Origin of the sequence: Acetobacter oryzifermentans (genome assembly GCF_001628715.1) — a bacterium.
GTDB classification, from domain to species: domain Bacteria; phylum Pseudomonadota; class Alphaproteobacteria; order Acetobacterales; family Acetobacteraceae; genus Acetobacter; species Acetobacter oryzifermentans.
In genome coordinates this window covers 2498479-2522500 of sequence record NZ_CP011120.1, presented here as the reverse complement: position 1 = coordinate 2522500, position 24022 = coordinate 2498479, and the positions used below count along the sequence as shown (strand labels likewise).

Sequence of the window (24022 nt, the reverse complement as noted above, 5' to 3'; positions counted from 1 at the left end):
CCAGGAAATAGCTCTGGCGTATAGACCGTACCCGAAACCGACACAGGTGGACTGGTAGAGAATACCAAGGCGCTTGAGAGAACGATGCTGAAGGAACTAGGCAAATTGCTCGTGTAACTTCGGGATAAGCGAGACCCGTTGGTGGGCAACCATTGGCGGGTGGCACAGACCAGGGGGTAGCGACTGTTTATTAAAAACACAGGACTCTGCGAAGTCGAAAGACGACGTATAGGGTCTGACGCCTGCCCGGTGCCGGAAGGTTAAGAGGAGGTGTGAGAGCGCTGAATTGAAGCCCCGGTAAACGGCGGCCGTAACTATAACGGTCCTAAGGTAGCGAAATTCCTTGTCGGGTAAGTTCCGACCTGCACGAATGGCGTAACGACTTCCCCGCTGTCTCCAGCATCGGCTCAGCGAAATTGAATTCCCCGTGAAGATGCGGGGTATCCGCGGTCAGACGGAAAGACCCTATGAACCTTTACTGCAGCTTTACAGTGGCATCAGAGACATTCTGTGTAGGATAGGTGGGAGGCTTTGAAGCAGGGGCGCCAGTTCCTGTGGAGCCATCCTTGAAATACCACCCTGAATTTTTCTGATGTCTAACCGTGGTCAGTTAGCCTGATCCGGGACCCTGTATGGTGGGCAGTTTGACTGGGGCGGTCGCCTCCCAAAGTGTAACGGAGGCGCGCGATGGTGGGCTCAGGCCGGTCGGAAACCGGCTGTTGAGTGCAATGGCATAAGCCCGCCTGACTGCGAGAGTGACAGCTCGAGCAGAGACGAAAGTCGGCCATAGTGATCCGGTGGTCCCGCGTGGAAGGGCCATCGCTCAACGGATAAAAGGTACTCTAGGGATAACAGGCTGATCTCCCCCAAGAGTCCACATCGACGGGGAGGTTTGGCACCTCGATGTCGGCTCATCACATCCTGGGGCTGGAGCAGGTCCCAAGGGTTCGGCTGTTCGCCGATTAAAGTGGTACGTGAGCTGGGTTTAGAACGTCGTGAGACAGTTCGGTCCCTATCTGCCGTGGATGTTGGAGACTTGAGAGGATTTGTCCCTAGTACGAGAGGACCGGGATGAACATACCTCTGGTGCACCGGTTGTCGCGCCAGCGGCACCGCCGGGTAGCTAAGTATGGAAGGGATAACCGCTGAAAGCATCTAAGCGGGAAACCCACCTCAAAACTAGGTCTCCCTGAGGGTCGTGGTAGACCACCACGTTAATAGGCCAGGTGTGAAAGCGTGGTAACACGTGCAGCTAACTGGTCCTAATCACCCAATAGGCTCACTCTCTTACTGTCCCCTTAAAAGGACAGCCCGTGCACAGAAATCATCCATATATACGCCTACTTCTTCTACCAACCGTCTTCCACACACCCTTACAGGGTGGACTGGATGACCTGGTGGCCATGGCGGGGAGAGATCCACCCGATCCCATCCCGAACTCGGCCGTGAAAACCCCCAGCGCCTATGATACTGTGGCTTAAGCCACGGGAAAGTCGGTCGCCGCCAGGTCTTCCAATCCACCCTTCCAAAACTTACTACCCCTACAAATTTCAACACAATCACAACCGCGGGGTGGAGCAGCCCGGTAGCTCGTCAGGCTCATAACCTGAAGGTCATAGGTTCAAATCCTATCCCCGCAACCAAAATTACTAAATAAAATCAATGACTTCAAAGGCGGCGCAAGCCGCCTTTTGGCGTTCCAACACACCAACTTGCAATGCAAGCCCAGCTAGATCCCTAGGCTTGGCGGGGTGCTGCATATATGACCCGCCTCAACAGGCGTCTAAATCACTAGAAAAATACATAATGGTGTCCGCGGCGGGATTCGAACCTTATTTTAAATGATTTGTCTAACATCTATAATTTCTATTCAGTCCCATTAAAGTCCCTGTTTCTTGCTTTGAATGACTCATACGGCTTTTATTAAAGATTATTTGAGCCGATTAGGGAGAAAACATGCTAGTAGAAATAGGAACTCTCATAAGATTAGTTTTTTAAGCTGAGCTGAAGGCTAGATTATGTATAAAAGTGTATATCGAACAACAGAAATTTAAATGTTATTTTTTATCAAAATATACTTAAGGGAAATGTGATATGAAGAATAATAAAAAGAAATCTGAACAGAATTATGCCTTGGATGAACAAGTTGGTTTTCTGTTACGGCGTGCTTATCAGCGTCATACAGCTATTTTTCAGGAGCATATTCCAGACCAACATCTTACCTCTGCGCAATTTGCTGTTTTGGTTACCACCCATAAACTTGGTCAGGCTTCTTTGGTTCAGATTAGCCATGAAGCTGCGATTGATCATGCGACATTGCGTGACATTGTATCGCGTCTAAAAAAACGTGGGTTGTTGAAGGTAGAACAGAGTAAGCAAGATCGTAGGCAGAAACTTGTTTCGCTCATGCCTGAAGGTGAACAACTTTTACATGAGACCACTCCTGTAGCACGGCAGGTGACTGATATAACGTTGTCTCCGTTAAATGAGTGTGAGCAGATTGCTGTGCTCCATATTTTACAGAAGTTATCTCATTTTGAAGTATAATGCTGTCATATTGGCATCTCATTGATGGCAGAGAAATACGCTACGGCTACATCTGTTGTTATAGAAAATCATAAAAATATAACTGGTTTTAATGCTTTAAAATTCTGATGATTTTCGTAATTTGAAAGTCTCATGCTATTTTGCACGAAGAGCAAAGAATAATAAAACTCTAAAAATCAATATGTTATAAAAAAACGTAACGATAATGAAATTATTATCTTGACGTTTTTCCGTTCCTCCCTGAACATTCATATATCGCGTATACGCTATTAAGTCTGTAATTTTACTGCTGGTCGGAGAGTTAATATGTCAGGTGGAGTTCGTATAGGCATTGCAGGGGCAGGGCTTGGTGGCGTTGCAGCAGCAGGGCTGCTGGAGAAAGCTGGTTTTGATGTTGTTCTGTTTGATCAGGCTCCCGCTTTTTCTCGGCTGGGTGCGGGCATCCAGTTTGGTCCCAACGTCCTTAAAATTCTCGCCACTTTAGATGGTCTCGATAAAAAGCTAGAAGAAATTTCATGTCTTCCTGATTATTGGCTCAGCCGTAAGTGGGACGACGGCACAGTTATGGCCAAGATTCCGCTTAATGCTGAACGGGGACGCTATGGTGCGCCTTATATTACCATTCATCGTGGTGATCTGCATCAAGCTATGCTGGATTGTGTGAGTTCGGAACGTGTGAAATGGGCTCACAAACTGGTCGATTTTACAGATGATGGTCACGGCGTTACACTGAATTTCGAAAACGGCGCTTCAGAAACGGTTGATATCCTTATTGGTGCTGACGGTATAAACTCACGTGTACGCGAAAAAATCTTCGGTTTGGATGAGGCTGTTTATACCGGATGGATTGCACATCGTGCCATTATTCCGGGTGCAGCCGCCAAGAGCTTGGGAGCTGACCTGAACGCGAAGTGGTGGTCTGCTGATCGGCATATCGTGTGCTATTATCTTGATAAGAACGAAGATGAGTTCTACCTGGTAACAGGGGAGCCAGCAGAATGGGCTTCTCGTGCTGGACAGTTGCCAAGCTCACGTGAAGCGTTGCGTGAAGCATTCAAGGGCTTCCATCCAATGGTTCAGGGCTATATCGACGCGACTGATGTTGTTACGAAATGGCCGCTTAAAACGCGTGCACCATTGCCTGTTTGGTATCAAGGTCGTTCTGTATTGCTGGGAGATGCTTGCCACCCAATGAAGCCGCATATGGCGCAAGGGGCGGCTATGGCAGTGGAAGATGCAGCTGTTTTGGCCCGGTGCCTTACTGAGTTAGGTACAAAGGATCTGGAACGTACATTCCGTTCTTATCATGAAGCACGAAAAGAGCGTGCGACCAAAGTTCAGAGCATTTCCAATGCCAATACATGGCTACGGCAGCCTGAAGATCCTTACTGGTGTTACGGTGACAATATCTACGATCTGACAATCGAATAAGCGTAGAAAAGAGGATGGGCGTTATGGCAGCCAGCGTCTTTCTAACAGTTAATGGCCGCCGTCATACCATTACGGCAGTCGGGAATACGCCACTTCTTACAGTTTTGCGCAATGATTTGGGGCTGAATGGCCCCAAATATGGCTGCGGTTTAGGGGCATGTGGTGCCTGCACGGTGCTAATGGACGGGAAAGCTGCACGGAGTTGTGTGGTTTCGTTAAACGCTGCAGCAAAGTGTAAAAACATTGTGACACTGGAAGGCCTTTCTCCAGATGGAAGTGATCCTGTGCAAAAGGCTGTGGTTGCAGCACAGGCAGCGCAGTGCGGCTATTGCCTGAACGGTATGGTCATGACGCTGCGGGCGTTTTTAGACGCGACCCCCAATCCCGATGAAGACGCATTAAAGGCTGCCCTGCGCTATAATCTTTGTCGTTGTGGTACTCATGTAGAAATTATGCGTGCTGCACGAATTGCAGCCGGATTAGAAAAGGAGGATAGCGGAAAATGACCGGTGTGCTCCAGATATTCCGGAAATCACTTCCTCCCCAAGGGCTTTCTGCACGAGGAGAATTTATCCCACGTGATGAGGTGCTGGTTCAGGTTGATGAAAACGGTCAGATTTTAGGGTTTTGTGGGCATGTAGATCTTGGGACAGGTATTGCAACTTCTCTGGCTCAGATTGTAGCAGAAGAACTGGATGCAGATCCTACATATGTCCGGATGGTATTGGGGCATACAGATCGTACCCCTGATCAAGGGGCGACAATTGCAAGTGAGACCATTCAGGTTTCATCTCGTCCGTTACGTCGGGCAGCGGCGCAGGCACGCAAGTTGCTGCTACAACGTGCTGCACAACTTACAAACTCCCCTGTTGAATCATTATCTTTCCGCAATGGGAAGTTAACAGGATCTTTGTCCGGAATAACAAACTGGGGGATGGGAGATATTGTACGTGGTGTTCAAATCCGTGAGGAATTGGATGAAACTACGCCGGTGAAGCCTCCATCTGAATATCGTCTGGTGGGCCGCAGTCATCCGCGGGTCGATATTCCAGATAAAGTAATGGGCCGCATGGTTTATGTGCATGATGTGCGTGTAGAGGGCATGCTGCATGGTCGTGTTATTCGGCCTCCCTATGCGGGTTATGATCATGGTCCGTTTGTAGGGCGTTCGTTATTAAAGGTGGACCGTGCATCTGTGGCCCATATTGAGGGCCTTGTGGATGTAGTGGTGATTGGTGATTTTGTCGGGGTGGTTGCTGAGCGCGAAGAACAGGCAATTGCAGCGGCAGAAGCGTTACAAGTTACGTGGGCACCAGTTGCTGTACCAGATCTTTCAGATCCGATAGAAGCGATACGGGCTAACCCGTACGAGCCTCGCGTTGTTTTGGATCGTGGAGATGTGGATGCGACGTTGGGTAAACTCTCCCATCGTCTAGATCGCGAATACCATTGGCCTTATCAGATGCATGGCTCTATTGGGCCTTCTTGCTCTGTGGCATCTTGGCATGAAGGTAGCCTGACAGTTTGGTCTGGCACGCAAAATCCGCATATGTTGCAAGCCGATATCGCGTTGTTGATGGATTTGCCTGTTACCAACGTAACAGTTATTCGTCACGAAGCAGCAGGGTGTTACGGGCGGAATTGTGCGGATGATGTGGGGGGGGATGCCGCTCTTCTTTCTCGCGCAGTTGGGCGGCCTGTTCGGGTTCAGCTTTCTCGTGCTCAGGAACATGTTTGGGAACCTAAAGGCGCGGCCCAGCTTGTGCGTATTGAAGGTGGACTGGATGCTAATGGTGCGCCTGTCGCTTATAATTTAGATACAAGTTACCCTTCCAATGTATCGCCATTGCTGGCGCTGGTGCTGACTAGGCAAGTGCCTGCGGAAGTACCTGCTGTAGCTCAGATGGGGGATAGAACGTCTATCCCTCCTTATGATTATGCGAATGCACGGGTTACAGTAAAAGATATGCCGCCTTTGGCGCGTGCTTCATGGTTTCGTGGTGTATCTGCACTGCCCAACAGCTTTGCGCACGATAGCTATATTGATGAACTGGCGGCAGAGGCAGGCGTAGATCCGCTGGAGTATCGCCTGCGTTATCTTCCAGATACACGTGCTGCAGAACTTCTTAAGGCAACAGCGGCAAAAGCTGGATGGGAACCGCGTACGCAACCGCCTCAGGTTGATCCAAAGGAACGTATCCTGCGCGGGCGTGGATTGGCCTATGCGCTGTATGTTCATGGGCCTTTCCCTGGCAAGCCGGCTGCATGGTCTGCATGGGTAGCTGATGTTGCAGTTGATCGCCTTACAGGTGAAGTAAGCGTGACGCGTGCTGTGGTCGGGCAAGATGCTGGGTTGATGATCAATCCGGCCGGTATTCGCCACCAACTGCATGGCAATGTGGTGCAGTCCACAAGCCGTGTGCTGACAGAGCAGGTTAAGTTCGACCATGAAGGTGTAGAAAGCCGGGAATGGGGCGGATATCCGATTATTCAATTTCCAGATATTCCTGAAATCAATCCGGTACTTATGAATCGCCCGGAGGAGCCCCCTCTCGGAGCAGGAGAGTCTGCATCCGTGCCTAGTGCCGCAGCTATTGCAAATGCAATATATGCTGCTACTGGCGTGCGTTTTCGGGATGTTCCATTTACACCTGAAAAAGTCAAAACGCGTCTGGATGAGGTATTGGGGCCGTTAGAGCGCTCTTCTGTTGTACCTTTAGCGCCGTTGTCTTTTCATGGAGAAGGTGCCCGTCCGGCTATGGCAAGCCAGGGATGGAAAAGCTTGCTACGTAAGGCTGGGTTAGGGGCGGCTTTGGTTGTGGCAGGCAGTGCATTAGCAACAGTTTTGCCATGGCGTGCACCTATCGCTCCAGTTGCACCCCCAGTGCCCGGTATGTTTTCTGCGGAAATTATCGCTAAAGGCAAACAGGTTGCAGCAGCGGGAGATTGTGCTGTTTGCCATACAATCCCGGGCGGTAAGGAAAATGCTGGTGGTTTTGCGTTGGAAACACCATTCGGCACGATTTATTCTACTAACCTAACGCCAGATCCTAAAACAGGTATTGGCCAATGGTCTTATGCAGCCTTTGAACGCGCCATGCGTGAAGGAATTAGCCGTGATGGAAGGCATTTGTATCCGGCCTTTCCTTATACGGCATTTGCAAAAACAAGTGATGCAGACATGCAGGCGCTTTACGCTTACCTGATGTCGCAGGAACCTGTAGAGCAGAAGCTTCCCAAAACGTCATTGAAATTTCCGTATAACTTACGTTTTTCCATGGCCGGGTGGAATATGCTGTTCCATAGCACAGCGCCGTTTGTGCCGGATCAGAACCGTTCAGAGCAGTGGAATAGGGGAGCATATCTGGCGGAAGGTTTGGGTCACTGTTCTGCATGCCATACGCCACGGAATGCTTTGGGGGCAGAGCGCTGGAAAACAGCTTATCTGGCTGGAGGAGAAGCCGAAGGTTGGGTTGCACCAGCATTATCTACACTGTCACGCTCTCCACTGCCCTGGAGCGAAGATGATCTTTACGCCTATTTGCGTACTGGCTTCAGTCCCAATCATGGCCCTGCTGGAGGCCCTATGGCACCCGTTGTGCACGCCATGGAAGACCTGCCAGATGTAGATGTGCGGGCTATAGCCCATTACATTGCCTCTTTTGATACAAGGCAAACGGCAGAGAGCGCACCAGCCTTACGACAACAGATACTGACCCGCACTGCAGATCTTCAATCCATGGAGAAAGGGGAAGGGGCACGTATCTACAATTCAGGCTGTGCAGTGTGTCATGAAGGGGAAGGGACGCATCTGTATGGAGCACGCCCTCAATTGGCGCTGAACAGTAATGTATGGGCCGATACACCAGATAATCTTATTCGTGTGGTGCTTGATGGTGCACCATCACCAGCACATCAGGCAGCCAACATGATGCCAGCTTACCGTAACCTGTTCTCTGATCGGCAGATTGCGGAAGTCGTGGCCTTCCTGCGTCGCACCATGGCTCCGGAAAAAGGGGAATGGAGCGATCTTGTTGCTCGGGTTGCGCGTATTCGTGCGGAAGGAGGGCACTAAGCCATGTGTCTTTTGCCTTTTGTCCAGCAGCGTCACACCGGAACGCCTTTTTTAGGGGAACATTCCAATGCCCGTAAGTGATTTTGAACTCGTCCAATCATGGCGTCAGGTTCTGGAACTTTGTAATTTACATAGCGGCCAGAGCGTTACAATCCTGACCTCAATAGGAACAAATGCACAGACCTTACGTTGCGCTCTTCTTGCGGTGCAGGAAAAAGGTGCCATTGCTAATCGGCTTGATTTGCAACCTACCAATGGTGGAACGTCTCTTTCACGAGATCCTTTAGCTTATGTTGGCACAACACCACTTACTGGTAACAGGGCCGCAGTGGAAATGTTAAAGGCCAGTGATCTTGTTCTGGATCTTATGACATTGCTTTTCTCTGCTGAACAACATGAGATTTTAGATGCTGGTGGGCGTATTCTGCTGGTAGTAGAACCACCAGATGTGTTGGTGCGTATGACGCCTACAGCCGAGGATCGTACGCGCGTGCTGAAGAATTCAGCACGGCTCAAAGCTGCCAAAGTTATGAAAGTAACATCTGCAGCAGGCACGGACGCTACGTTTGCGTTGGGTGAATATCCTATTCTGGAAGAATACGGTTTTGTAGATAAACCGGGAAGATGGGACCATTGGCCAAGCGGTTTTTTGGCAACATGGGCAAATGAAGGCTCGGCTGAAGGCAAGATTGTGCTGGCGCCAGGGGATATTCTTCTGCCGCAGAAAAGTTACATTACGGCCCCTATTACGTGTCATCTGGAAAAAGGCTACGTGCGCGCTATTGAAGGTGGTTTTGAAGCTGATCACCTGCGTGATTACATGGAAAGTTTTCATGACCCCGAAGTTTTTGCGGTTTCGCACATAGGCTGGGGACTACAGAACCGTGCGCATTGGTCTGTGATGGGGTTCTATGATCGAGAGGCAAGTATTGGCATGGATCCGCGTGCTTGTGCCGGTAATTTCCTATGGTCCACTGGCCCTAATAATGAAGCTGGTGGTGATCGTGATACTGCCTGCCATATTGATATTCCCATGCGTGATTGCACAGTAATGCTGGATGATGAAGCCGTGGTGCAAAATGGTAAACTGGTTGGAGAATCCAAATGACAACAGAAGATATGCGTGATGAGGCACGATATCAGAAACAGGGTTTTGGTAACGAGATCGGCATTGTTGGAGGTGTCGGCCTGTTAATCATTGATTTTGTCAATGGTTTTGCTGATCCGGAAGCATTTGGCGGTGGGAATATTCCGCAGGCTATTGAACGTACGCAGGATCTACTTGCATTTGCGCGCGAGAAAGGTTGGAAAGTTGCGCATTCACGCATCATTTTTGCGGATGATGGTGCTGATGCGAATATTTTTTCCCTAAAGGTTCCCTCCATGTTGGGGCTTACGGAAAATAATCCGGCTTCGGCTATTGTGCCTGAACTTGCGCCGGTGCCGGGTGAATATGTTGTGCGTAAAACGGTGCCTTCTGCATTTGCAGGCACACCGCTTGCAGCTTGGTTTGTAAGCCACGGTGTGCAGACTGTGGTGGTGGCGGGTTGTGTAACATCGGGTTGTGTACGTGCAAGCGTGCTGGATGCCATGCAGGCTGGTTTTCGCCCTGTTGTTATCTCAGATTGCGTAGGAGATCGTGCAATCGGCCCGCATGAGGCCAATCTGTTCGATATGGCCCAGAAAGTTGCAGACGTTATGCCGTTGGATGCGCTGCTATCCCGTATTTCTAATTAATATTCAGGAGATTATTGAGTTATGAGTGAAGAAAAATTTCTTTATGGTGCCAACGTATATGCCAACGGTATTCGTCAGCATTATCTGCGGTATGGTGGTAAAGGTAAGCCGTTGGTGTTGGCTCCTGGCATTACCAGCCCTGCCATTACATGGGGGTTTGTAGGAGAACGGCTTGCTGCGGATCATGATGTTTACATTCTTGATATACGTGGGCGGGGCCTTTCTTCAACCGGGCCAGATCTAGATTATGATCTGGATAGCTATGCTGATGATGTTTTGGAATTCATTAAAGCGCTTGGTCTGAAGGATGTTACACTCATGGGGCATTCCATGGGGGCACGTATTGCTATTCGTGCTGCGCGCAAGAATTCAGTAGATCTTGCTCAGCTTATTTTGGTTGATCCTCCTGTTAGCGGCCCCGGACGGCGTGCTTATCCTGCAAATCTAGACTGGTATACAGAATCTATTCGCCTTTCCCGTAAGGGGATGAGTGCTGAAGACATGCAGCGTTTTTGTCCGACATGGACAGAGGAACAGCGTCAACTACGTGCTGAATGGCTGCATACTTGTGATGAACTGGCAACACGCATTTCGTTCGAAAAATTCCATACGGAAGACATCCATCTGGACCTTCCACATTTGAAGGTGCCAGCTCGTTTGGTTGTCGCAACACGCGGTGGGGTGATTCAGAAAGAAGATGAAGCTGAAATATCCAGTTTGAACAGTGCTATTGAGATCGTGCACGTTGAAAACGCGGGACATATGATCCCGTGGGATAATGAAGAAGGCTTTTATAGCGCTGTTACTGTAAAATAGCCCTAAATTTGAAACTGCTGAATAAAGCAGGAACTTTAAGGGGACACTCATTTTTATGGGTGATCCCATTTATTGTCTTCGCAAGAGGTTCTGATGAAGAAAATTTATCGTATCGGGCAGATTGTTCCCAGTTCCAACATTACAATGGAAACGGAAATTCCTGCACTGTTAAAGCTGCGTGAAAATATTCGGCCAGAACGGTTTACGTTTCATTCTGCACGTATGCGCATGAAAACGGTGAGTAAGGATGAGCTGGCTGCCATGGACGGGCAATCAGACCGTTGCGCGTTTGAACTGAGTGATGCAGCTTTGGATGTGCTGGGTTATGCCTGCCTTGTTGCCACTATGTCCATGGGGCCGGGCTATCACCGTGTTTCCGAAAAGCGCCTACATGAACGAACAGTTGAAAACGGACATCCTGCGCCTGTTATCACCAGTGCAGGAGCGCTGATTGAGGGCTTAAAGGTTCTTGGCGCCAAGAAAATTGTGGTTGTAGCACCTTACATGCGGCCTTTGACGGAATTGGTAGTGGATTACATCAGCCGCGAAGGTATTGATGTTATTGATTATGTGGCGCTGGAAATTCCAGATAATCTGGACGTGGGGCGTCATGATTGCCAGCGTTTACCGGAGATTGTGAAGAGCTTACGTTATCAGGATGCTGATGCAGTTATTGTTTCGGCTTGTGTGCAGATGCCTTCGCTTCCCGTTGTATCTATTGTGGAAGCTATAACTGGCAAACCGACTTTGAGTGCTGCTGTAGCAACAACGTATGCCATGCTTAAAGCCATGAAGTTGGAAGCAGTAGCACCTGGGGGTGGTACACTTCTTTCTGGCGCATATTAAACTTATTGGTGGAGGGGTTACATGTATTTTCCTCTCCATCAAAAATTTTAAAAGTGAGTAGATGTGTTTTTATAAAATGCGATGTGTACGCTAATTATATATATTATTACTTCTTTTATATCAAAAACATTTGTAATTTATTATATTTTTTGAACATAATAATTTTCTCAATTTATGTTGTCTGTAAAATATTTAGCGTGAGTGAAATCATCTAAAATTTCTGTGTTGGCGCGTTGCGCAAAGGACACATCGGAAAATAATGTTTCGAATAAGAAATATAATCTTTACAACTATGGTGTGTACGCGACTATCTTATCATATCGGAATCGCAATAAATTTCTCGGGCGGTGTGGGGCTGTTTGTTGGAAGTTTCTTGCTGGTAATATGTGATCTGGAGTGCTCATGCGAAGTGTTGCTGTTTCCGGGCAGACAAGCCGTTCCGAGCAAAGCGGGAACAGGCTTTTTAGTACAATGGCGTGGCGTATTCTGCCGCTACTTTTTCTTGGTTTTTTGGCATCCTATCTAGATCGGGTGAATGTTGGATATGCCAAACTGCGTATGCTTTCTGATTTGGGGATGAGTGAAGCTACGTATGGTTTGGGTACGGGGCTATTCTTTCTTGGTTACATTTTGTGCGAAGTCCCCAGTAACCTGATGCTGGTTAAATTTGGTGCGCGTAACTGGATTGCTCGTATCCTTGTAACGTGGGGATTGTGCTCTGGCCTGATGATGTTTGTGCATACACCCACACAGTTTTATATTCTGCGTATTCTATTGGGTGTTGCAGAAGCAGGTTTTATGCCTGGTGTGCTGTATTATTTGGCATTGTGGTTTCCTCCTCAGTATCGCTCCAAAGTCACTGCGGCTTTTATGGCGGGTATTCCTTTAGCCAGTGTGATTGGCGGCCCTGTATCTGGCCTGTTGATGGACAGGCTGAATGGTGTAGCTGGTTATGAAGGTTGGCGTTGGCTTTTTTTCTGGGAAGCATTGCCACCGGTCCTTATTGGGGTAGCTGTTTTTCTATTTCTGCCGACGTCACCAGATAAAGCTACATGGCTCACTGCATCAGAAAGTGAGTGGCTGCGTCGTGAAAATCCGCTGCCTTCTGATAAGGTTAGTCTTTCTGTTAGTATTGGTGCGGCATTTCGCAGCCCGTGGGTATGGCTTTTGGGCATTGTGGATGGAACGTTACTTCTGGGTTTGTATACAATTGCTTTTTGGACACCTTCATTGCTGCATGATGATGGTATTCGTTCTACCTTTCAAATTGGTTGCCTCAGCGCTATTCCGCAAATTGGTGCTGTAGCCAGTATGTTTCTGATCGGGCGGAGTTCCGATGAGCGAGGTGAGCGCCGGTGGCATATTGTTCTTCCTATTGTTGTGGGCAGTATTGCAATGGCGTGTATTCCGTTGTGCATGGGCAATCCATTTATTGTTATTGCCTGTATTACAGCGGCCAATATGGGTATTCTTGGTGCGCTCCCACCTTTTTGGGTATTGCCGTCCATTATGCTTAAGGGAAGTAGCGCTGCGGTTGGGCTGGCATTGGCGGGTTCCATTGCCAATATAGCAGGATTTTTTGCAACGGCTTTGGTTGGATATGCCCGTAGTGTTACGGGGGATATGTCCGGCGTGATCTGGCTTTTTGCAGGCTTGGTTCTTCTTGGTGGACTTTCGGTTCTGATGATTCCGAAAAACAGCATGAAGTCATTATAAATTCTTTTTCTATATATCATTTTCAGAACAAGTAATTCTTGTTCTGTTCTTGAAAACCACAGGTGATGGGACTGTCCGGAACAAAGTTTCCGTGACACAAATAGGAAAATAACGTGATGCAGAACACGGGTTTACACGCAGTCTCTTTTTCCTGTCGTGCTACAAAATTCATGGGCTGTTGTGGTGTTTTTGGTGGGTTATTGCCAAGTTTGGTATTTGCTGAACCACAACACACCGAAAAGATGGAGCAAGTCGGAAACTTTTACTTTGTTAAAGGTAACAGGCATTATTATGATGCTGCTCATGCACCTACGCAACCTGGTGTGCCCAGGTTTGTGCCGGCGCCTAATGGGGGAGATGGGCCTGTAGCACCTAATGGTAAAGGGGCGCATTCCATTTTGCCACAACCTTACTTCTTTTCCCTCCAATTTAAACCCGTAGCACAGGGAGGGAAATTTCTTGCTGATCACGGTGTTTATTTTAACGGCTGGAATATATCACAGCTAAATGCCAACGTCGGTGGTGGGTATAAAAACGGTTCTGCTTATACTAACTGGGCTTTGTTGGGGCTAAACCTTGATATGCAACGGATAGCCGGGATATCGGGTGGTCAGATGCATTTTATTATCGATGATGTGGCAGGGCAGGGGCGTAGTTGGGAGTATAATGCTTCGGATTGGTCATGGATCAACACATGGGGCAATCATGATGGGTTGCAGGTTCGTGAATTTACTTGGGATCAAGAACTTTTTAACAAACATCTTTTTATTCTAGCTGGCCGTTCAAACCCAAAAGGTGGTGAGTTTGAAGGTTCGGAACTGTATTGTCAGTTTGCAACCTTCCTGTGTTCATCACCAACAACATTTACAATTGATGGCTCATCACCATCATTTACGGTTTCATCATGGAGTGCACGTGTGCTGATCAAGCCCACAGCTTCTACGTATATTAAAGGCGGTATCTGGGAAGTAGAGCCTTGGGTGCGCGCCAAAAACCATAATGGTTGGCCTGGGCCAGACTGGGGGTTTGATAAAGCCGAGGGTGAATTCATACCTGTTGAAGCCGGATATCATACAGACTTTACAACAGATAAGTATCCTCGTGCTTATAGCCTTGGTTTTACGTATGATACCTCTATTTATAGTGATCCACTTTATAACACCGAGCATCAGGTTTACGCATTAGCGGGCGGCAAGGCGCAACCACGCCGTGGGCGTACAACTGTATACGCGCAAGCCCAGCAGATGATCTGGAAGCCCGACCCGAATGATACACGGGGGCTTATTGTTTTTGGGTCTGCAAACTTTCTGACATCGGGAGATGGCACCGTAAGAAATGGCTTTGTGGCAGGTCTGTTTGATTGGGGGCCTTTCCGTTCACGACCGAGGGATTATGTAGGCCTCGTGTTCCAGAGTTATTTGTGGAATCGTAAAGTCGTGCATTCCATGAATGCTTCTTTGCAAGCCGAAGGTTATCGCAATCAATGGAATAGTTCGGAAACCATGATGGAACTGAACTATGGCTTGAATGTTGCGCCGGGTGTTATGGCAACGCCTTATTTTGAATATATTTGGAATCCCGATCAGCTTGCATCTTCCAGAGTGCTGCCTAATGTTAAATATGCTGCGCAGGTTGGCTTAATGGTTAACTTTGAAATTAACCCCGGCCTTAATCTTCCTGAACTGCATAGATATAGAAAATAATATTCTATATCTATGAGAGTTTGCATGGGTATAGGGAATGTTCTGGAAAGCTGGGTATGCTTTCCAGAGTTTCTCATCCTCTTATTACATCAAGGGGGAAATTTTCCTAACACCTGTCGAGAAACACGAAAAAGGGTTTCTCTCAACCAGCGATGTACGGGGTCCATGTCACGGCGTGGATGCCACGCTTGAAAAGCTTCCACGGATGGAAGTGAGAGAGGAAATTCAAAAGATGTCAGCCCAAGGGCTTCTTGAGAGATATGATCAATCACAATGCCTGGTAAAGGCAGAATGAGATCTGTATTTTTCATACTTTCTATCATTGCATGGTAATTGGGCACGACCATTGCAATTCTACGTGTCAGCCCATGTTGATTGCGCAGCATCCAATCAATCGGGCCTTGCGCGCGCCCTCTGCGTGAAACACTGATATAATCGTAACGTACCATGCTTTCCGGTGTGATGGGTTCTGCCAGAATTGGGTGCCCTTTACGTACAAGGCCCCGCATATAGTCTCGGAAAATGGTCTGGCGGCGTATTTCGGGCTTCATCATTTCTGTTGCGCCGATGTACAAATCTACACTGTCATCACGCAACGGGACAGATGCAGCCGCATCGAGTTCGGGTGCCCAGATCACTTCACACCGAGGGCAATCCTTTTTCAAGGCTTCCAAGAGTGGAAGAGCTAGCGCAGCTATAACCAGATCATTAGCCCGAAGGGTAAAGGTAGGCGCCATGTTTGCCAGATTGGCAAGTGCGCGCGTTTCTATAAGGCTATCTGCGGCGACAACAACATTCTGCACCCGGTTGAGTATGCCAGCGGCAAAGGCCGATGGGGTCATGCGTCGGCCAGATTGCACAAGAATGGGGTCAGCAAATGCTTTGCGTAATTTAGCAAGCTGACGGCTCATAGCCGGTTCGCTGATTTTTAGCCGACGTGCGGCAAGAGAGACGCTTTCTTCTTCGATAAGCACCTGAAGGTAGCGAAGCAGGTCGAGATCATAACCTTTCATCCTTTCAGAAATAGATGTTGTTTTATGGAATGACTAGAGTTTTCTATTCCGAAAATCGAATTCGTCACTTATCACAAATAGGGGTTGTCGAAGGCGCAGCGGGCCGTTTGAAGTGCGCTGATGACCAACGTTGCTCCTGCACAAGGGGTTGGTGCACCGGTTATTCATGCCGCGCCACCACGCCCTTCTTATATTCCCCCCTTTGGCCTACGCACTGTTGTTGGCTGTTTGGGTATGCTGCTGGCCGTGCATGTTGCAGGATTTAATGAGCATGTGACCGAGATCGGTCTTTCCGATATTCGGGGGGCCATGCACATTGGCCACGATGAGGGCACGTGGGTTATTGCGATTTATGAGGCGTTTAATATTGCAGCCATGGCGTTTACGCCGTGGTTTTATATGACGTTCTCGATCTATCGCTTTTCCATTTTCATGACAGCAGCTTTGGCACTCCTTTCCATTCCAGCGCCTTTTATGCCGGATGTCACCTCACTTTGCATTCTACGTGCATTTCAAGGATTAACGGCAGGTTGTTTACCGCCTGTGCTTATGACTGTAATGCTGAAATACCTCCCTCCAGAAATTCGGGTATTTGGCATTGGCGGATACGCCATGAGCGCTACTTTTGGGCCTAATCTGGGTTTGCCGCTGGAAGCATTCTGGTTCGAACGTATGGGCTGGCATTGGCTGTATTGGGAAATTATTCCAACAGCAGCGTTGGCCATTGCGATGATGGCCTATGGCTTGCCGAAAGACCCAATGCATTTTGAGAGGTTTGAAAAGTTTAACTGGCTTGGATTGCTGGTAGGGCTGCCAGCAATTTGTTCCTTGGTGATCGTGTTGTATCAGGGAGATAGGTTGGATTGGTTCCGTTCCCCTGTGATTACGGATCTAACATTCTGGGGTGTGGCAGCATTTATTGTTTTTGTAATTAACGAGGCGTTTCATCCCAGCCCTTATTTTCGCATTCAGTACTGGCGATCCCGTAATATTCAGGCGTCTTTGCTCTCATTGGTGGGCATTCTCGCCATCTGTGCGATTATGGGGGATATTCCCGCAACCTATCTGTCTGCTGTGCGTGGGTATCGGCCTATTCAAACAGCCCCGGTATCGCTGGTGGTTGCGTTGCCGCAGCTGATCATGCTGCCGTTGATTGCCGCTTTTTGTAACAGTCGTAAGGTTGATTGCCGTTTTGTTCTGGCGGGCGGCATGTTGTGTCTGGCCGCTTCTGCATGGTTGGGCACATGGCTGACGGTGGATTGGGTGCGGGATAATTTTTACCCGCTGCAAATTCTCCAGGTTTTTGGCCAACCCATGACGGTTATTCCCACCCTCATGTTGGCAACCCTTGCTATGGGGCCTGCCGATGGTCCGTTTATTTCTGGCATGGTCAATATGCTTAAAGGACTGGCCAATGCGGTTGCCTATGCGCTGTTTGCTGCCTTAACCCGTAGGCGAGAGCAATATCATTCCACCATGTTGCTCGATCATCATGGCACGCATGGTCTAGCCCTGCAGGGCATGGGTAACCCCATCATGCAACAGCTTTCAGTTACATCGCCAGATAGTGTGCATGTTGCCCGTAATTCACTTCAGGTTTTCCATACCTATGTGCATGAGCAGGCGCTCGTTCTGGCGCTGAACGATATCTATTATGTGCTGATATGGGTCTGCCTTGGATACGCTTGCATGAATCTTATTCTGCCGCGCCGGGTGTATCCGCCGCGTGCGCCTTCTCCCAACACTCCAGCCCGCTAATCCGGAATACAGATTATGATCTACAAAAAACCGTTGCTTTATGCTGGCTGTGCCGCTGCTGTGCTTGCCCTTGTAGCATGGGGTGGTTCGCGGCTGATCAATGGTGATGGTGTGAACCAATATACCAATGATGCCTATGTAACAGCAGATTTTCCCACGGTTGCGCCCAAGGTTTCAGGCCGTATTGATCGGGTTATTGCGCAGGATAACCAACTCGTGCATGCAGGTGAGGAATTGGCGCATATTGAGGATGATGATTACCGTACAGCCTTGGAGGTAGCAAAAGGCAATGTGCTAGCTGCCCAAGGTGATGTTGCCAATTTGGAAGCCGAGCTTGGTCGGCAGGATGCCGTTATTGCGCAAGCACGCGCAGCAGTTCTGGCAGATCAGGCCGCATTGATGTTTGCCCGGCAGAACGCAACCCGGTATCGCAATCTTTCCTCCGGTGGTGCTGGCACGATTGAACAAAAGCAATCGTCGGAAGCGCAGGAAAAAGAAGCAGCGGCAGCCATAGCACGAGACCAAGCAGGGGTGGATGCTGCCATTCGGCAGGTTGCAGTTTTAAAAGCCCAGCTTCAGCGTGCACGTGGTGTTTTACTGCGCATGCAGGGGGATGAAAAACAGGCAGAACTGAACCTGTCTTACTGCACCATTCCCGCTCCAATGGATGGTGTAGTGGGTGAGCGTGGTGTGCGTATCGGGAATTATGTGCACCCCGGCACGGGTATTTTAGCTGTTGTGCCTGTTCATGAAGCCTATGTTCTGGCTAACTTTCAGGAAACACAGCTTACAAAAGTGCAAACTGGCCAGAATGCGACTGTTTGGGTAGATACATTTCCCGGTCATCCCCTCAAGGCGCATGTGGATTCATTGGCGCCTGCCACCGGTGTCGCTTTTGCACCTATTCAGCCAGATAATGCGACGGGTAATTTTACCAAGGTGGTGCAGCGTATTCCCGTTAAACTTACGTTTGATCCAGACCAGCCGCTTGCGGCAAAGGTGCGTGTTGGTATGTCTGTTGAAGTGAATATTAATACGGCTTCCAAGCCAGAAGGCCCGCACGCCAATAACTCACGTTATATCTGGCAGTAGTCCCATGAAGCGTCTTTTTCTTTCCGGCTTATCCGTGCTGGTGCTTTCTGGTTGCACTGTTGGGCCAAACTACCACAAGCCGCAGGTTAAAGCGCCAGCAGATTGGCGCACAACCCAACCGCCAGCAGAAAGCCAGATTACGACGGCTTCAGCAGATCCGCAGTGGTGGACACTGTTTCATGATCCGGTGCTGACTAAGCTGGAAAATGAGGTTGCAGCTTCCAATCTGGATATTAAAGTGGCGAGCCTGCGTTTGATGCAAAGTCAGGCAGAGCGGCGCATTGCCAGTGCTGCACAGTTTCCTCATGCAGAAGCCAATGCATCTTATGGGCGTGAACGCGCCAGCACCAATGGTGTTCTGGGTTTGCTGGGCACTATGGAGCGTGAACAGGCGGGGTCTATTGCATCTGGCTCTCAAGGGTTTGGGCCTACAGCATTGCCCGGAAGTGTGGGGAATCCCTCATTCAACTTGCCCCAATACGGTATGAACGCATCGTGGGAAGTGGATTTTTGGGGGCACGTGCGGCGGCAGGTGGAAGCTGCTACAGCAGCCATGCACGAAACGGAGGAAATGCGACGAGATATTCTGGTATCTCTTATGGCAGAAACAGCGCAGGATTATATTGATTTACGCGCAACACAAACACAGATTGGCATTTTGCAGCATAATATTCAGGTTGCAAAAGATAGTGTAAAACTCACCATATTACGGTTCGAGCAAGGGGCCGCAACACGTTTGGATGTGGCAGAAGCTACAGGCCAGCTTCATACATTTGATGCACGCTTACCACCTTTGCAGGCGCAAGCAACGCACATGCTAAATGCCTTGAGCTTTCTGGTTGCGCGTGAACCAGGGGCGTTGGATGCAGAACTTGGGGCGCCAGGCCCAATCCCTCTGGTGCCTGCCTTGGTGCCGGTGGGCTTGCCATCTGAACTGGCAGAGCATCGGCCTGATATTCGTATGGCGGCAGATCATTTGCATGCTGCCACGGCCAGTATTGGTGTAGCCATTGCAGATTTCTTTCCGCGCGTCACACTATCTGGCAGTTTGGATGTGCAGGCCCTTCAGTTTAGTGGTTTGGGTTCATGGGCATCACGTCAGTATGGTTTTGGCCCTACTGCAACACTCCCTTTGTTTGAAGGTGGAAGGCTAACAGGCCAGTTGCATTTGCGTAAGGCGCAGCAGAAAGAAGCAGCAACTATGTTCCAGCGCACGGTTTTAAAGGCGTGGCAGGAAATTGATGATGCCATGGCCGATTTTACGGCGGCTCAGCGGCGGCGTGATGAATTGGCTGAAGCCGTACATGAAAACGAAATTGCAGTGGATACAGCCAAGGCCCAATATGTGCAGGGTTCATCCGACTTTTTAAATGTGCTGACATTGCAGAATGCGCTTTTGTCTTCTCAAAGTGCATTGGCAGATGCCACGGCGCGCGTGGCAGGGTCTGTCACGCACCTTTACCGTGCAGTTGGTGGCGGCTGGGAAGGTATTTACCCAGACAAAACGAAAGCAAAAAAACATGTGTGAGATTGGCGCATGATAACAATCAGACGTGCGGCAACTCTGGGTAACGCACATTCGGATACGCTCATACTGCGCTGTCATTTTGCATTTGCTGATTATCAAGATCCAGCATACACGGATGATGGACGCTTACGTGTGCTTAATCTGGGTAAGCTTGCGCCGGCTCAAAGATATTATCTGGGGCCTGAAGCCAATGTGGATATTCTAACATGGCTCTCCGCAGGAAGTCTGATCAGCAATGCAGATGATTTTGAGCAGGAAGATATTGAGCCCGGAGGGCTGCATCTTTTAAGCACAGGCACAGGGTGCCAAAGGATAGAATGGAGTGCTGGTCTGGCGGGTGCTGCGTTTATTCAGTTCTGGTTTATGGTGGATGTAGAAGGTGTGCCGCCTGCGCAAGAAATTCGTGCAAGTTTTCCCCAATTGGAAGACGGTGGTTTTAGAATTCTTGCATCAGGCTTTCCAGAAGATGACCCGGAGGAAGAAGGTCAGATTACAGATGGTGCCCCTGTTGCTTTAACTGCGCGTGCACGTTTGTTACATGCGGTGATACCCGCGGCGGAGGGGGCTGCTTACAGCACCACGTTAGGGCGTGATCTTTATCTGCTGGTTGTATCAGGCATTGTAAATATAAACGGAAATGTTCTGCATTGTGGTGATGCTGCGGCAATAACGGATCAGCAGGATGTGGTTGTGATTGCGCAGGAAAAAGCAGAGATTCTTTTGGCCGATGTATCGGCTAAGTAAATATCAATGAACTCAAGTATCCGTGTTATGATATTTGAGTTCATTGATGTAACACCATACGCCCCTTGGGTAAGAGATAGGGCGTATGGCTGTGGAAAAACTTATAACAGTTCCAGCACAATATCCGCCGGGCGACAGGCTTTTGCACCTTTGGGTGTGACTACAACAGGACGATTGAGAAGTTTGGGATATTCTGCAATGGCATCAAGAATCTGATCATCGCTGATATCGGGTGCGTCAAGCCCCAGTTCCTTACATAATGCTTCCTTGCTGCGCAAAATGTCGCGTGCGCTCAATTTTCCTTTGGCAAGAATGCTTTCCAATTCCGCACGAGTTGGGGGAGCTTTCAGATAAAGGATAATTTCCGGTTCAATTCCCGCATCTCGAATAAGGCCCAGAACTGTGCGTGAAGTGCCGCAGGAAGGATTGTGGTAGAGAGTAACTGACATAGGTGCATCCTAAAGAGTGAAGCCTCAATTATGATATTTGAGGGTATCATGGCACGCAAATAGAATGGGATGGAGAGAGTATGTCGCCCTTGTTAGGCATAAAAAATTGGCTCGGCCAACGGATAACCAAAAAGTCCGGGTCATGGTCGGATATGCTGGCAGGGCTTTCTTTAGCCTCCATGAACATTCCTCAGGTTCTGGGGTATGCCCGTATTGCTGAAATGCCTGCTGTGTGCGGGCTATATACAGTGTTGTTCCCGTTGGTGGCGTTTGCCCTGTTTGGATCCTCACGCCATCTGGTGGTAGCTGCAGATTCTGCTACGGCTGCCATCTTTTCCAGTGGTCTGTCAGAAATGGTTTCCCCCGGCAGTGCCAGATATATGGAGTTGGTTAGCGCAGTTGCTCTCCTTAATGCAGGATTTCTCTTAGTTGCCCGCTTATTTCGGTTAGGGTTTCTGGCAGATTTTTTGTCTCGCACTGTGCTGGTGGGTTTTTTGGCAGGCGTGGGTGTACAAGTGGGCTTAAGCATGTTGTATGACATGACAGGCTTAGTCTCATCCTCTCACAATACACTGGCTCAGGCGATAGGGTTGTTCCAAGGTTTCGGGCAGATGCAAGGGTTAAGCATGGCCATTGCCAGCTTGAGCTGTGTTGTGTTGTTGGCAGGAGCAAGACAGAAGCCTCATTGGCCAGTAGGCTTGTGTGTTGTGGTTATCAGTATTTTTTGTAGTTGGAAGTTAGACTTACAACATTACGACGTTGCCATTCTGGGCAGCATACGTGGGGGTTTGCCAGCATTTTCCGTACCTCTGCCCGGCTGGCATGATATACTAGCTCTGCTACCCATTTCGGCGTCCTGTGTTTTTGTTATTATTGCGCAAAGTGCTGCAACTTCACGTGCTTTTGCAAACATGTTTCATGAACATGTTGATGAAAATGCAGATATTGTGGGCCTGTGTGCTGCCAATGCTGCGGCTGCCTTAACAGGCACGTTTACGGTAAATGGTAGCCCCACGCAAACAGCTATGGCTGTGCAGGCAGGCGCAAGATCACAAAAAGCACAGCTTGTTTTTGCTGCTGTAACAGCCTGTGTACTTTTGTTTTTTCCTGCACCGTTGCAGTATCTCCCCCGTTGCGTGCTTGGTGCCATTGTGTTTTGTGTGGCCGTGCGAATGATAGATATTCAGGCGCTTAATGGCATTCGCAATGAAAGCCCCGGAGAATTTCGTTTAGCACTGGTAACAGCCACTACGGTTGTAAGTGTAGGGGTGGAACAGGGTATCTTTATTGCTATTGCGCTTTCTTTATTTCGGCACGTTCGGCATAGCTATATGCCGCATACGTTGGTAATGGCACCAGAAGCCACGACTGGAATGTTAGAGGCTGAAGCGGTGGCACCCGGAGAGCAAAGTATGCCGGGTATTATCATTTATCGGTTTTGTGCAGATTTATTTTATGCAAATTGTAATTTGTTTACTGATGATATCATGACGCTGATTTCATCCGCGCCGGACCCGGTAAAATGTGTTGTGGTAGATTGCAGTGCAATTACCGATATTGACTATTCAGCCGCGCAAGTGGTGCGGGATGTTTTGCAAAGGCTGCATGCACGTGGGATTACCGTGTTGTTTGGTCGTGTTGCGCCATTTTTTCTAAAAGATATGGAGCGCCACCATATTATCGCAGTGCTTGGAAAGGATAATATTTACATGCAGCTTCACACAGCGTTGGCGAGTGCTCGTAAGCTGTGTGGTAGCACGCAAGCTTTATAATTTTTGTACACTTTGCCAGATCATGTAAACTGCCACGATAAAAATGATGCAGGCAAAAAGTGTTGTAAGATGACTAGAAGATTTTGCCATGCGGCGGGCTGTGCGGGTGCCAAACAGGCAACCAATGGCCCCACCTAAAATGAAAAGAGCCGCCAACTGCCAATCAATATAGCCGGACAGCATGTAGCTTAAAGCAGTGCTAAACCCAAAAGCGGAAACAGCAACCAGAGACGTGCCAACTGCATTGAGAATAGGCATGCCGGTAGATGCAATAAGGCCGGGCACAATTAGAAAGCCGCCACCAATGCCAAAAAAGCCGGAAAGCAGGCCCGTGCCAAGGCCGTAGCCCATAACTTTGGGGGCATTATGTCTATTACAGCTTGCCCCCGGACAACCAACGTTGTGCCGCCCGCGGAGCATAAGAATACCCACCCCAATCATTAACAGGGCAAAAAACAAAAGGAGCTTTTTGCCATCAACTGTTTTGCCAATAGCGGCCCCAATAAATGCCCCAGCTACCCCACACGATGCAAAGATACCTGCGCAGCGCCATTTGACCGTATGGTTACGTGCATGTTGTGCCAGCCCCACCAATGCGTTGATAGCTACAGCCAATGCACTGGTGCCAATAGCCACATGAGGGTTTTTTACACCTACCAGATACACCATAAGCGGTACTGCCAGAATGGACCCCCCGCCACCAATTAATCCCAAAGTAAAACCGACCAGTACGCCAGACATAAGTTCTAGCAGGAGATGGGGAACAGATAAGGAGAGCATATGGGGTATCCAGAA

18 protein-coding genes, 1 tRNA gene and 2 rRNA genes (1 of these 21 cut by a window edge) are annotated in these 24022 nt (G+C 49.0%); 18 read left to right on the top strand and 3 right to left on the bottom strand.

Features of this window, described 5'->3' with window-relative positions:
- From WG31_RS11935 to WG31_RS11875, 13 genes are all read left to right on the top strand, one after another.
- Positions 1 to 1287 (top strand): 23S ribosomal RNA (locus WG31_RS11935); it begins 1456 nt to the left of the window's first position.
- 106 nt (positions 1288 to 1393) lie between these two features.
- Positions 1394 to 1509 (top strand): 5S ribosomal RNA (rrf, locus tag WG31_RS11930).
- A 57-nt stretch (positions 1510 to 1566) separates the two neighbouring features.
- A tRNA-Met gene (locus WG31_RS11925) sits at positions 1567 to 1643 on the top strand.
- Positions 1644 to 2094: 451 nt separating this feature from the next.
- On the top strand, positions 2095 to 2547 hold the full coding sequence (locus WG31_RS11920) for a MarR family winged helix-turn-helix transcriptional regulator (protein ID WP_063354666.1): 453 nt from the start codon (positions 2095 to 2097) through the stop codon (positions 2545 to 2547).
- A gap of 306 nt (positions 2548 to 2853) precedes the next feature.
- The gene (locus WG31_RS11915) at positions 2854 to 3978 is read left to right on the top strand and encodes an FAD-dependent monooxygenase (RefSeq protein ID WP_063354665.1); all 1125 of its coding nucleotides are present in this window, start codon (positions 2854 to 2856) and stop codon (positions 3976 to 3978) included.
- Positions 3979 to 4001: 23 nt separating this feature from the next.
- The gene (locus WG31_RS11910; protein ID WP_063354972.1) at positions 4002 to 4484 is read left to right on the top strand and encodes a (2Fe-2S)-binding protein; all 483 of its coding nucleotides are present in this window, start codon (positions 4002 to 4004) and stop codon (positions 4482 to 4484) included.
- Positions 4481 to 8053 carry a molybdopterin cofactor-binding domain-containing protein gene (locus tag WG31_RS11905; RefSeq protein WP_063354664.1) on the top strand — a complete coding sequence of 1191 codons (3573 nt, stop codon included), beginning with the start codon at positions 4481 to 4483 and terminating at the stop codon, positions 8051 to 8053. The genes WG31_RS11910 and WG31_RS11905 overlap by 4 nt, the downstream gene beginning before the upstream one ends.
- A 67-nt stretch (positions 8054 to 8120) precedes the next feature.
- On the top strand, positions 8121 to 9161 hold the full coding sequence (locus WG31_RS11900) for a hypothetical protein (protein WP_063354663.1): 1041 nt from the start codon (positions 8121 to 8123) through the stop codon (positions 9159 to 9161).
- Complete coding sequence (locus WG31_RS11895; RefSeq protein ID WP_006115760.1) at positions 9158 to 9790, top strand: isochorismatase family protein; 633 nt, start codon at positions 9158 to 9160, stop codon at positions 9788 to 9790. Before WG31_RS11900 ends, WG31_RS11895 begins: the two co-directional genes overlap by 4 nt.
- A gap of 21 nt (positions 9791 to 9811) precedes the next feature.
- Positions 9812 to 10606, top strand: a complete 795-nt coding sequence (locus WG31_RS11890) for an alpha/beta fold hydrolase (protein WP_063354662.1) — start codon at positions 9812 to 9814, stop codon at positions 10604 to 10606.
- Positions 10607 to 10699: 93 nt separating this feature from the next.
- Positions 10700 to 11452 (top strand): maleate cis-trans isomerase family protein, encoded by a 753-nt coding sequence (locus tag WG31_RS11885; RefSeq protein WP_063354661.1) that lies wholly within the window; start codon positions 10700 to 10702, stop codon positions 11450 to 11452.
- Between the two features lie 402 nt (positions 11453 to 11854).
- The gene (locus WG31_RS11880; protein ID WP_063354660.1) at positions 11855 to 13168 is read left to right on the top strand and encodes an MFS transporter; all 1314 of its coding nucleotides are present in this window, start codon (positions 11855 to 11857) and stop codon (positions 13166 to 13168) included.
- Between the two features lie 335 nt (positions 13169 to 13503).
- Positions 13504 to 14871 carry a carbohydrate porin gene (locus tag WG31_RS11875; protein ID WP_238332773.1) on the top strand — a complete coding sequence of 456 codons (1368 nt, stop codon included), beginning with the start codon at positions 13504 to 13506 and terminating at the stop codon, positions 14869 to 14871.
- An 89-nt stretch (positions 14872 to 14960) separates the two neighbouring features.
- On the opposite strand, the gene WG31_RS11870 is transcribed toward WG31_RS11875, so the two are convergent.
- Entirely contained in the window at positions 14961 to 15884 is a 924-nt protein-coding gene (locus WG31_RS11870) for a LysR family transcriptional regulator (protein WP_063354658.1), read from the bottom strand.
- 120 nt (positions 15885 to 16004) lie between these two features.
- Here WG31_RS11870 and WG31_RS11865 point away from each other — a divergent pair, with 120 nt between their 5' ends.
- The 4 genes from WG31_RS11865 to WG31_RS11850 are packed head-to-tail and all read left to right on the top strand — an operon-like array spanning position 16005 to position 21006.
- Positions 16005 to 17642 (top strand): MFS transporter, encoded by a 1638-nt coding sequence (locus WG31_RS11865; protein ID WP_063354657.1) that lies wholly within the window; start codon positions 16005 to 16007, stop codon positions 17640 to 17642.
- 15 nt (positions 17643 to 17657) lie between these two features.
- Positions 17658 to 18734, top strand: coding sequence for an HlyD family secretion protein (locus WG31_RS11860; protein ID WP_063354656.1), 1077 nt, complete (start codon positions 17658 to 17660; stop codon positions 18732 to 18734).
- 4 nt (positions 18735 to 18738) lie between these two features.
- Positions 18739 to 20262, top strand: coding sequence for an efflux transporter outer membrane subunit (locus tag WG31_RS11855; RefSeq protein WP_063354655.1), 1524 nt, complete (start codon positions 18739 to 18741; stop codon positions 20260 to 20262).
- 9 nt (positions 20263 to 20271) lie between these two features.
- Entirely contained in the window at positions 20272 to 21006 is a 735-nt protein-coding gene (locus WG31_RS11850; RefSeq protein WP_063354654.1) for a pirin family protein, read from the top strand.
- A gap of 101 nt (positions 21007 to 21107) precedes the next feature.
- Here the strand turns inward: WG31_RS11850 and arsC are convergent, their stop codons facing one another.
- Positions 21108 to 21455 (bottom strand): arsenate reductase (glutaredoxin), encoded by a 348-nt coding sequence (gene arsC / locus WG31_RS11845; RefSeq protein WP_006115773.1) that lies wholly within the window; start codon positions 21453 to 21455, stop codon positions 21108 to 21110.
- Between the two features lie 80 nt (positions 21456 to 21535).
- On the opposite strand from arsC, the gene WG31_RS11840 reads away from it, so the two are divergent.
- Positions 21536 to 23227, top strand: coding sequence for a SulP family inorganic anion transporter (locus tag WG31_RS11840; protein WP_063354653.1), 1692 nt, complete (start codon positions 21536 to 21538; stop codon positions 23225 to 23227).
- On the opposite strand, the gene WG31_RS11835 is transcribed toward WG31_RS11840, so the two are convergent.
- Entirely contained in the window at positions 23222 to 24007 is a 786-nt protein-coding gene (locus WG31_RS11835; RefSeq protein WP_063354652.1) for a sulfite exporter TauE/SafE family protein, read from the bottom strand. The two genes, WG31_RS11840 and WG31_RS11835, sit on opposite strands and share 6 nt — an antisense overlap.
- Positions 24008 to 24022: the final 15 nt, after the last annotated feature.

Excerpts from the sequence above, each read along its gene's own strand:
- WG31_RS11865 (WP_063354657.1), top strand. The coding sequence starts at position 16,005 with ATGACCAACGTTGCTCCTGCACAAGGGGTTGGTGCACCGGTTATTCAT.
- WG31_RS11900 (WP_063354663.1), top strand. The coding sequence starts at position 8,121 with ATGCCCGTAAGTGATTTTGAACTCGTCCAATCATGGCGTCAGGTTCTG.
- WG31_RS11895 (WP_006115760.1), top strand. The coding sequence starts at position 9,158 with ATGACAACAGAAGATATGCGTGATGAGGCACGATATCAGAAACAGGGT.
- WG31_RS11835 (WP_063354652.1), bottom strand. The coding sequence starts at position 24,007 with ATGCTCTCCTTATCTGTTCCCCATCTCCTGCTAGAACTTATGTCTGGC.
- WG31_RS11890 (WP_063354662.1), top strand. The coding sequence starts at position 9,812 with ATGAGTGAAGAAAAATTTCTTTATGGTGCCAACGTATATGCCAACGGT.
- WG31_RS11850 (WP_063354654.1), top strand. The coding sequence starts at position 20,272 with ATGATAACAATCAGACGTGCGGCAACTCTGGGTAACGCACATTCGGAT.
- WG31_RS11880 (WP_063354660.1), top strand. The coding sequence starts at position 11,855 with ATGCGAAGTGTTGCTGTTTCCGGGCAGACAAGCCGTTCCGAGCAAAGC.
- WG31_RS11920 (WP_063354666.1), top strand. The coding sequence starts at position 2,095 with ATGAAGAATAATAAAAAGAAATCTGAACAGAATTATGCCTTGGATGAA.
- WG31_RS11915 (WP_063354665.1), top strand. The coding sequence starts at position 2,854 with ATGTCAGGTGGAGTTCGTATAGGCATTGCAGGGGCAGGGCTTGGTGGC.
- WG31_RS11870 (WP_063354658.1), bottom strand. The coding sequence starts at position 15,884 with ATGAAAGGTTATGATCTCGACCTGCTTCGCTACCTTCAGGTGCTTATC.
- WG31_RS11910 (WP_063354972.1), top strand. The coding sequence starts at position 4,002 with ATGGCAGCCAGCGTCTTTCTAACAGTTAATGGCCGCCGTCATACCATT.
- WG31_RS11840 (WP_063354653.1), top strand. The coding sequence starts at position 21,536 with ATGTCGCCCTTGTTAGGCATAAAAAATTGGCTCGGCCAACGGATAACC.
- WG31_RS11905 (WP_063354664.1), top strand. The coding sequence starts at position 4,481 with ATGACCGGTGTGCTCCAGATATTCCGGAAATCACTTCCTCCCCAAGGG.
- WG31_RS11855 (WP_063354655.1), top strand. The coding sequence starts at position 18,739 with ATGAAGCGTCTTTTTCTTTCCGGCTTATCCGTGCTGGTGCTTTCTGGT.
- WG31_RS11885 (WP_063354661.1), top strand. The coding sequence starts at position 10,700 with ATGAAGAAAATTTATCGTATCGGGCAGATTGTTCCCAGTTCCAACATT.
- arsC (WP_006115773.1), bottom strand. The coding sequence starts at position 21,455 with ATGTCAGTTACTCTCTACCACAATCCTTCCTGCGGCACTTCACGCACA.
- WG31_RS11860 (WP_063354656.1), top strand. The coding sequence starts at position 17,658 with ATGATCTACAAAAAACCGTTGCTTTATGCTGGCTGTGCCGCTGCTGTG.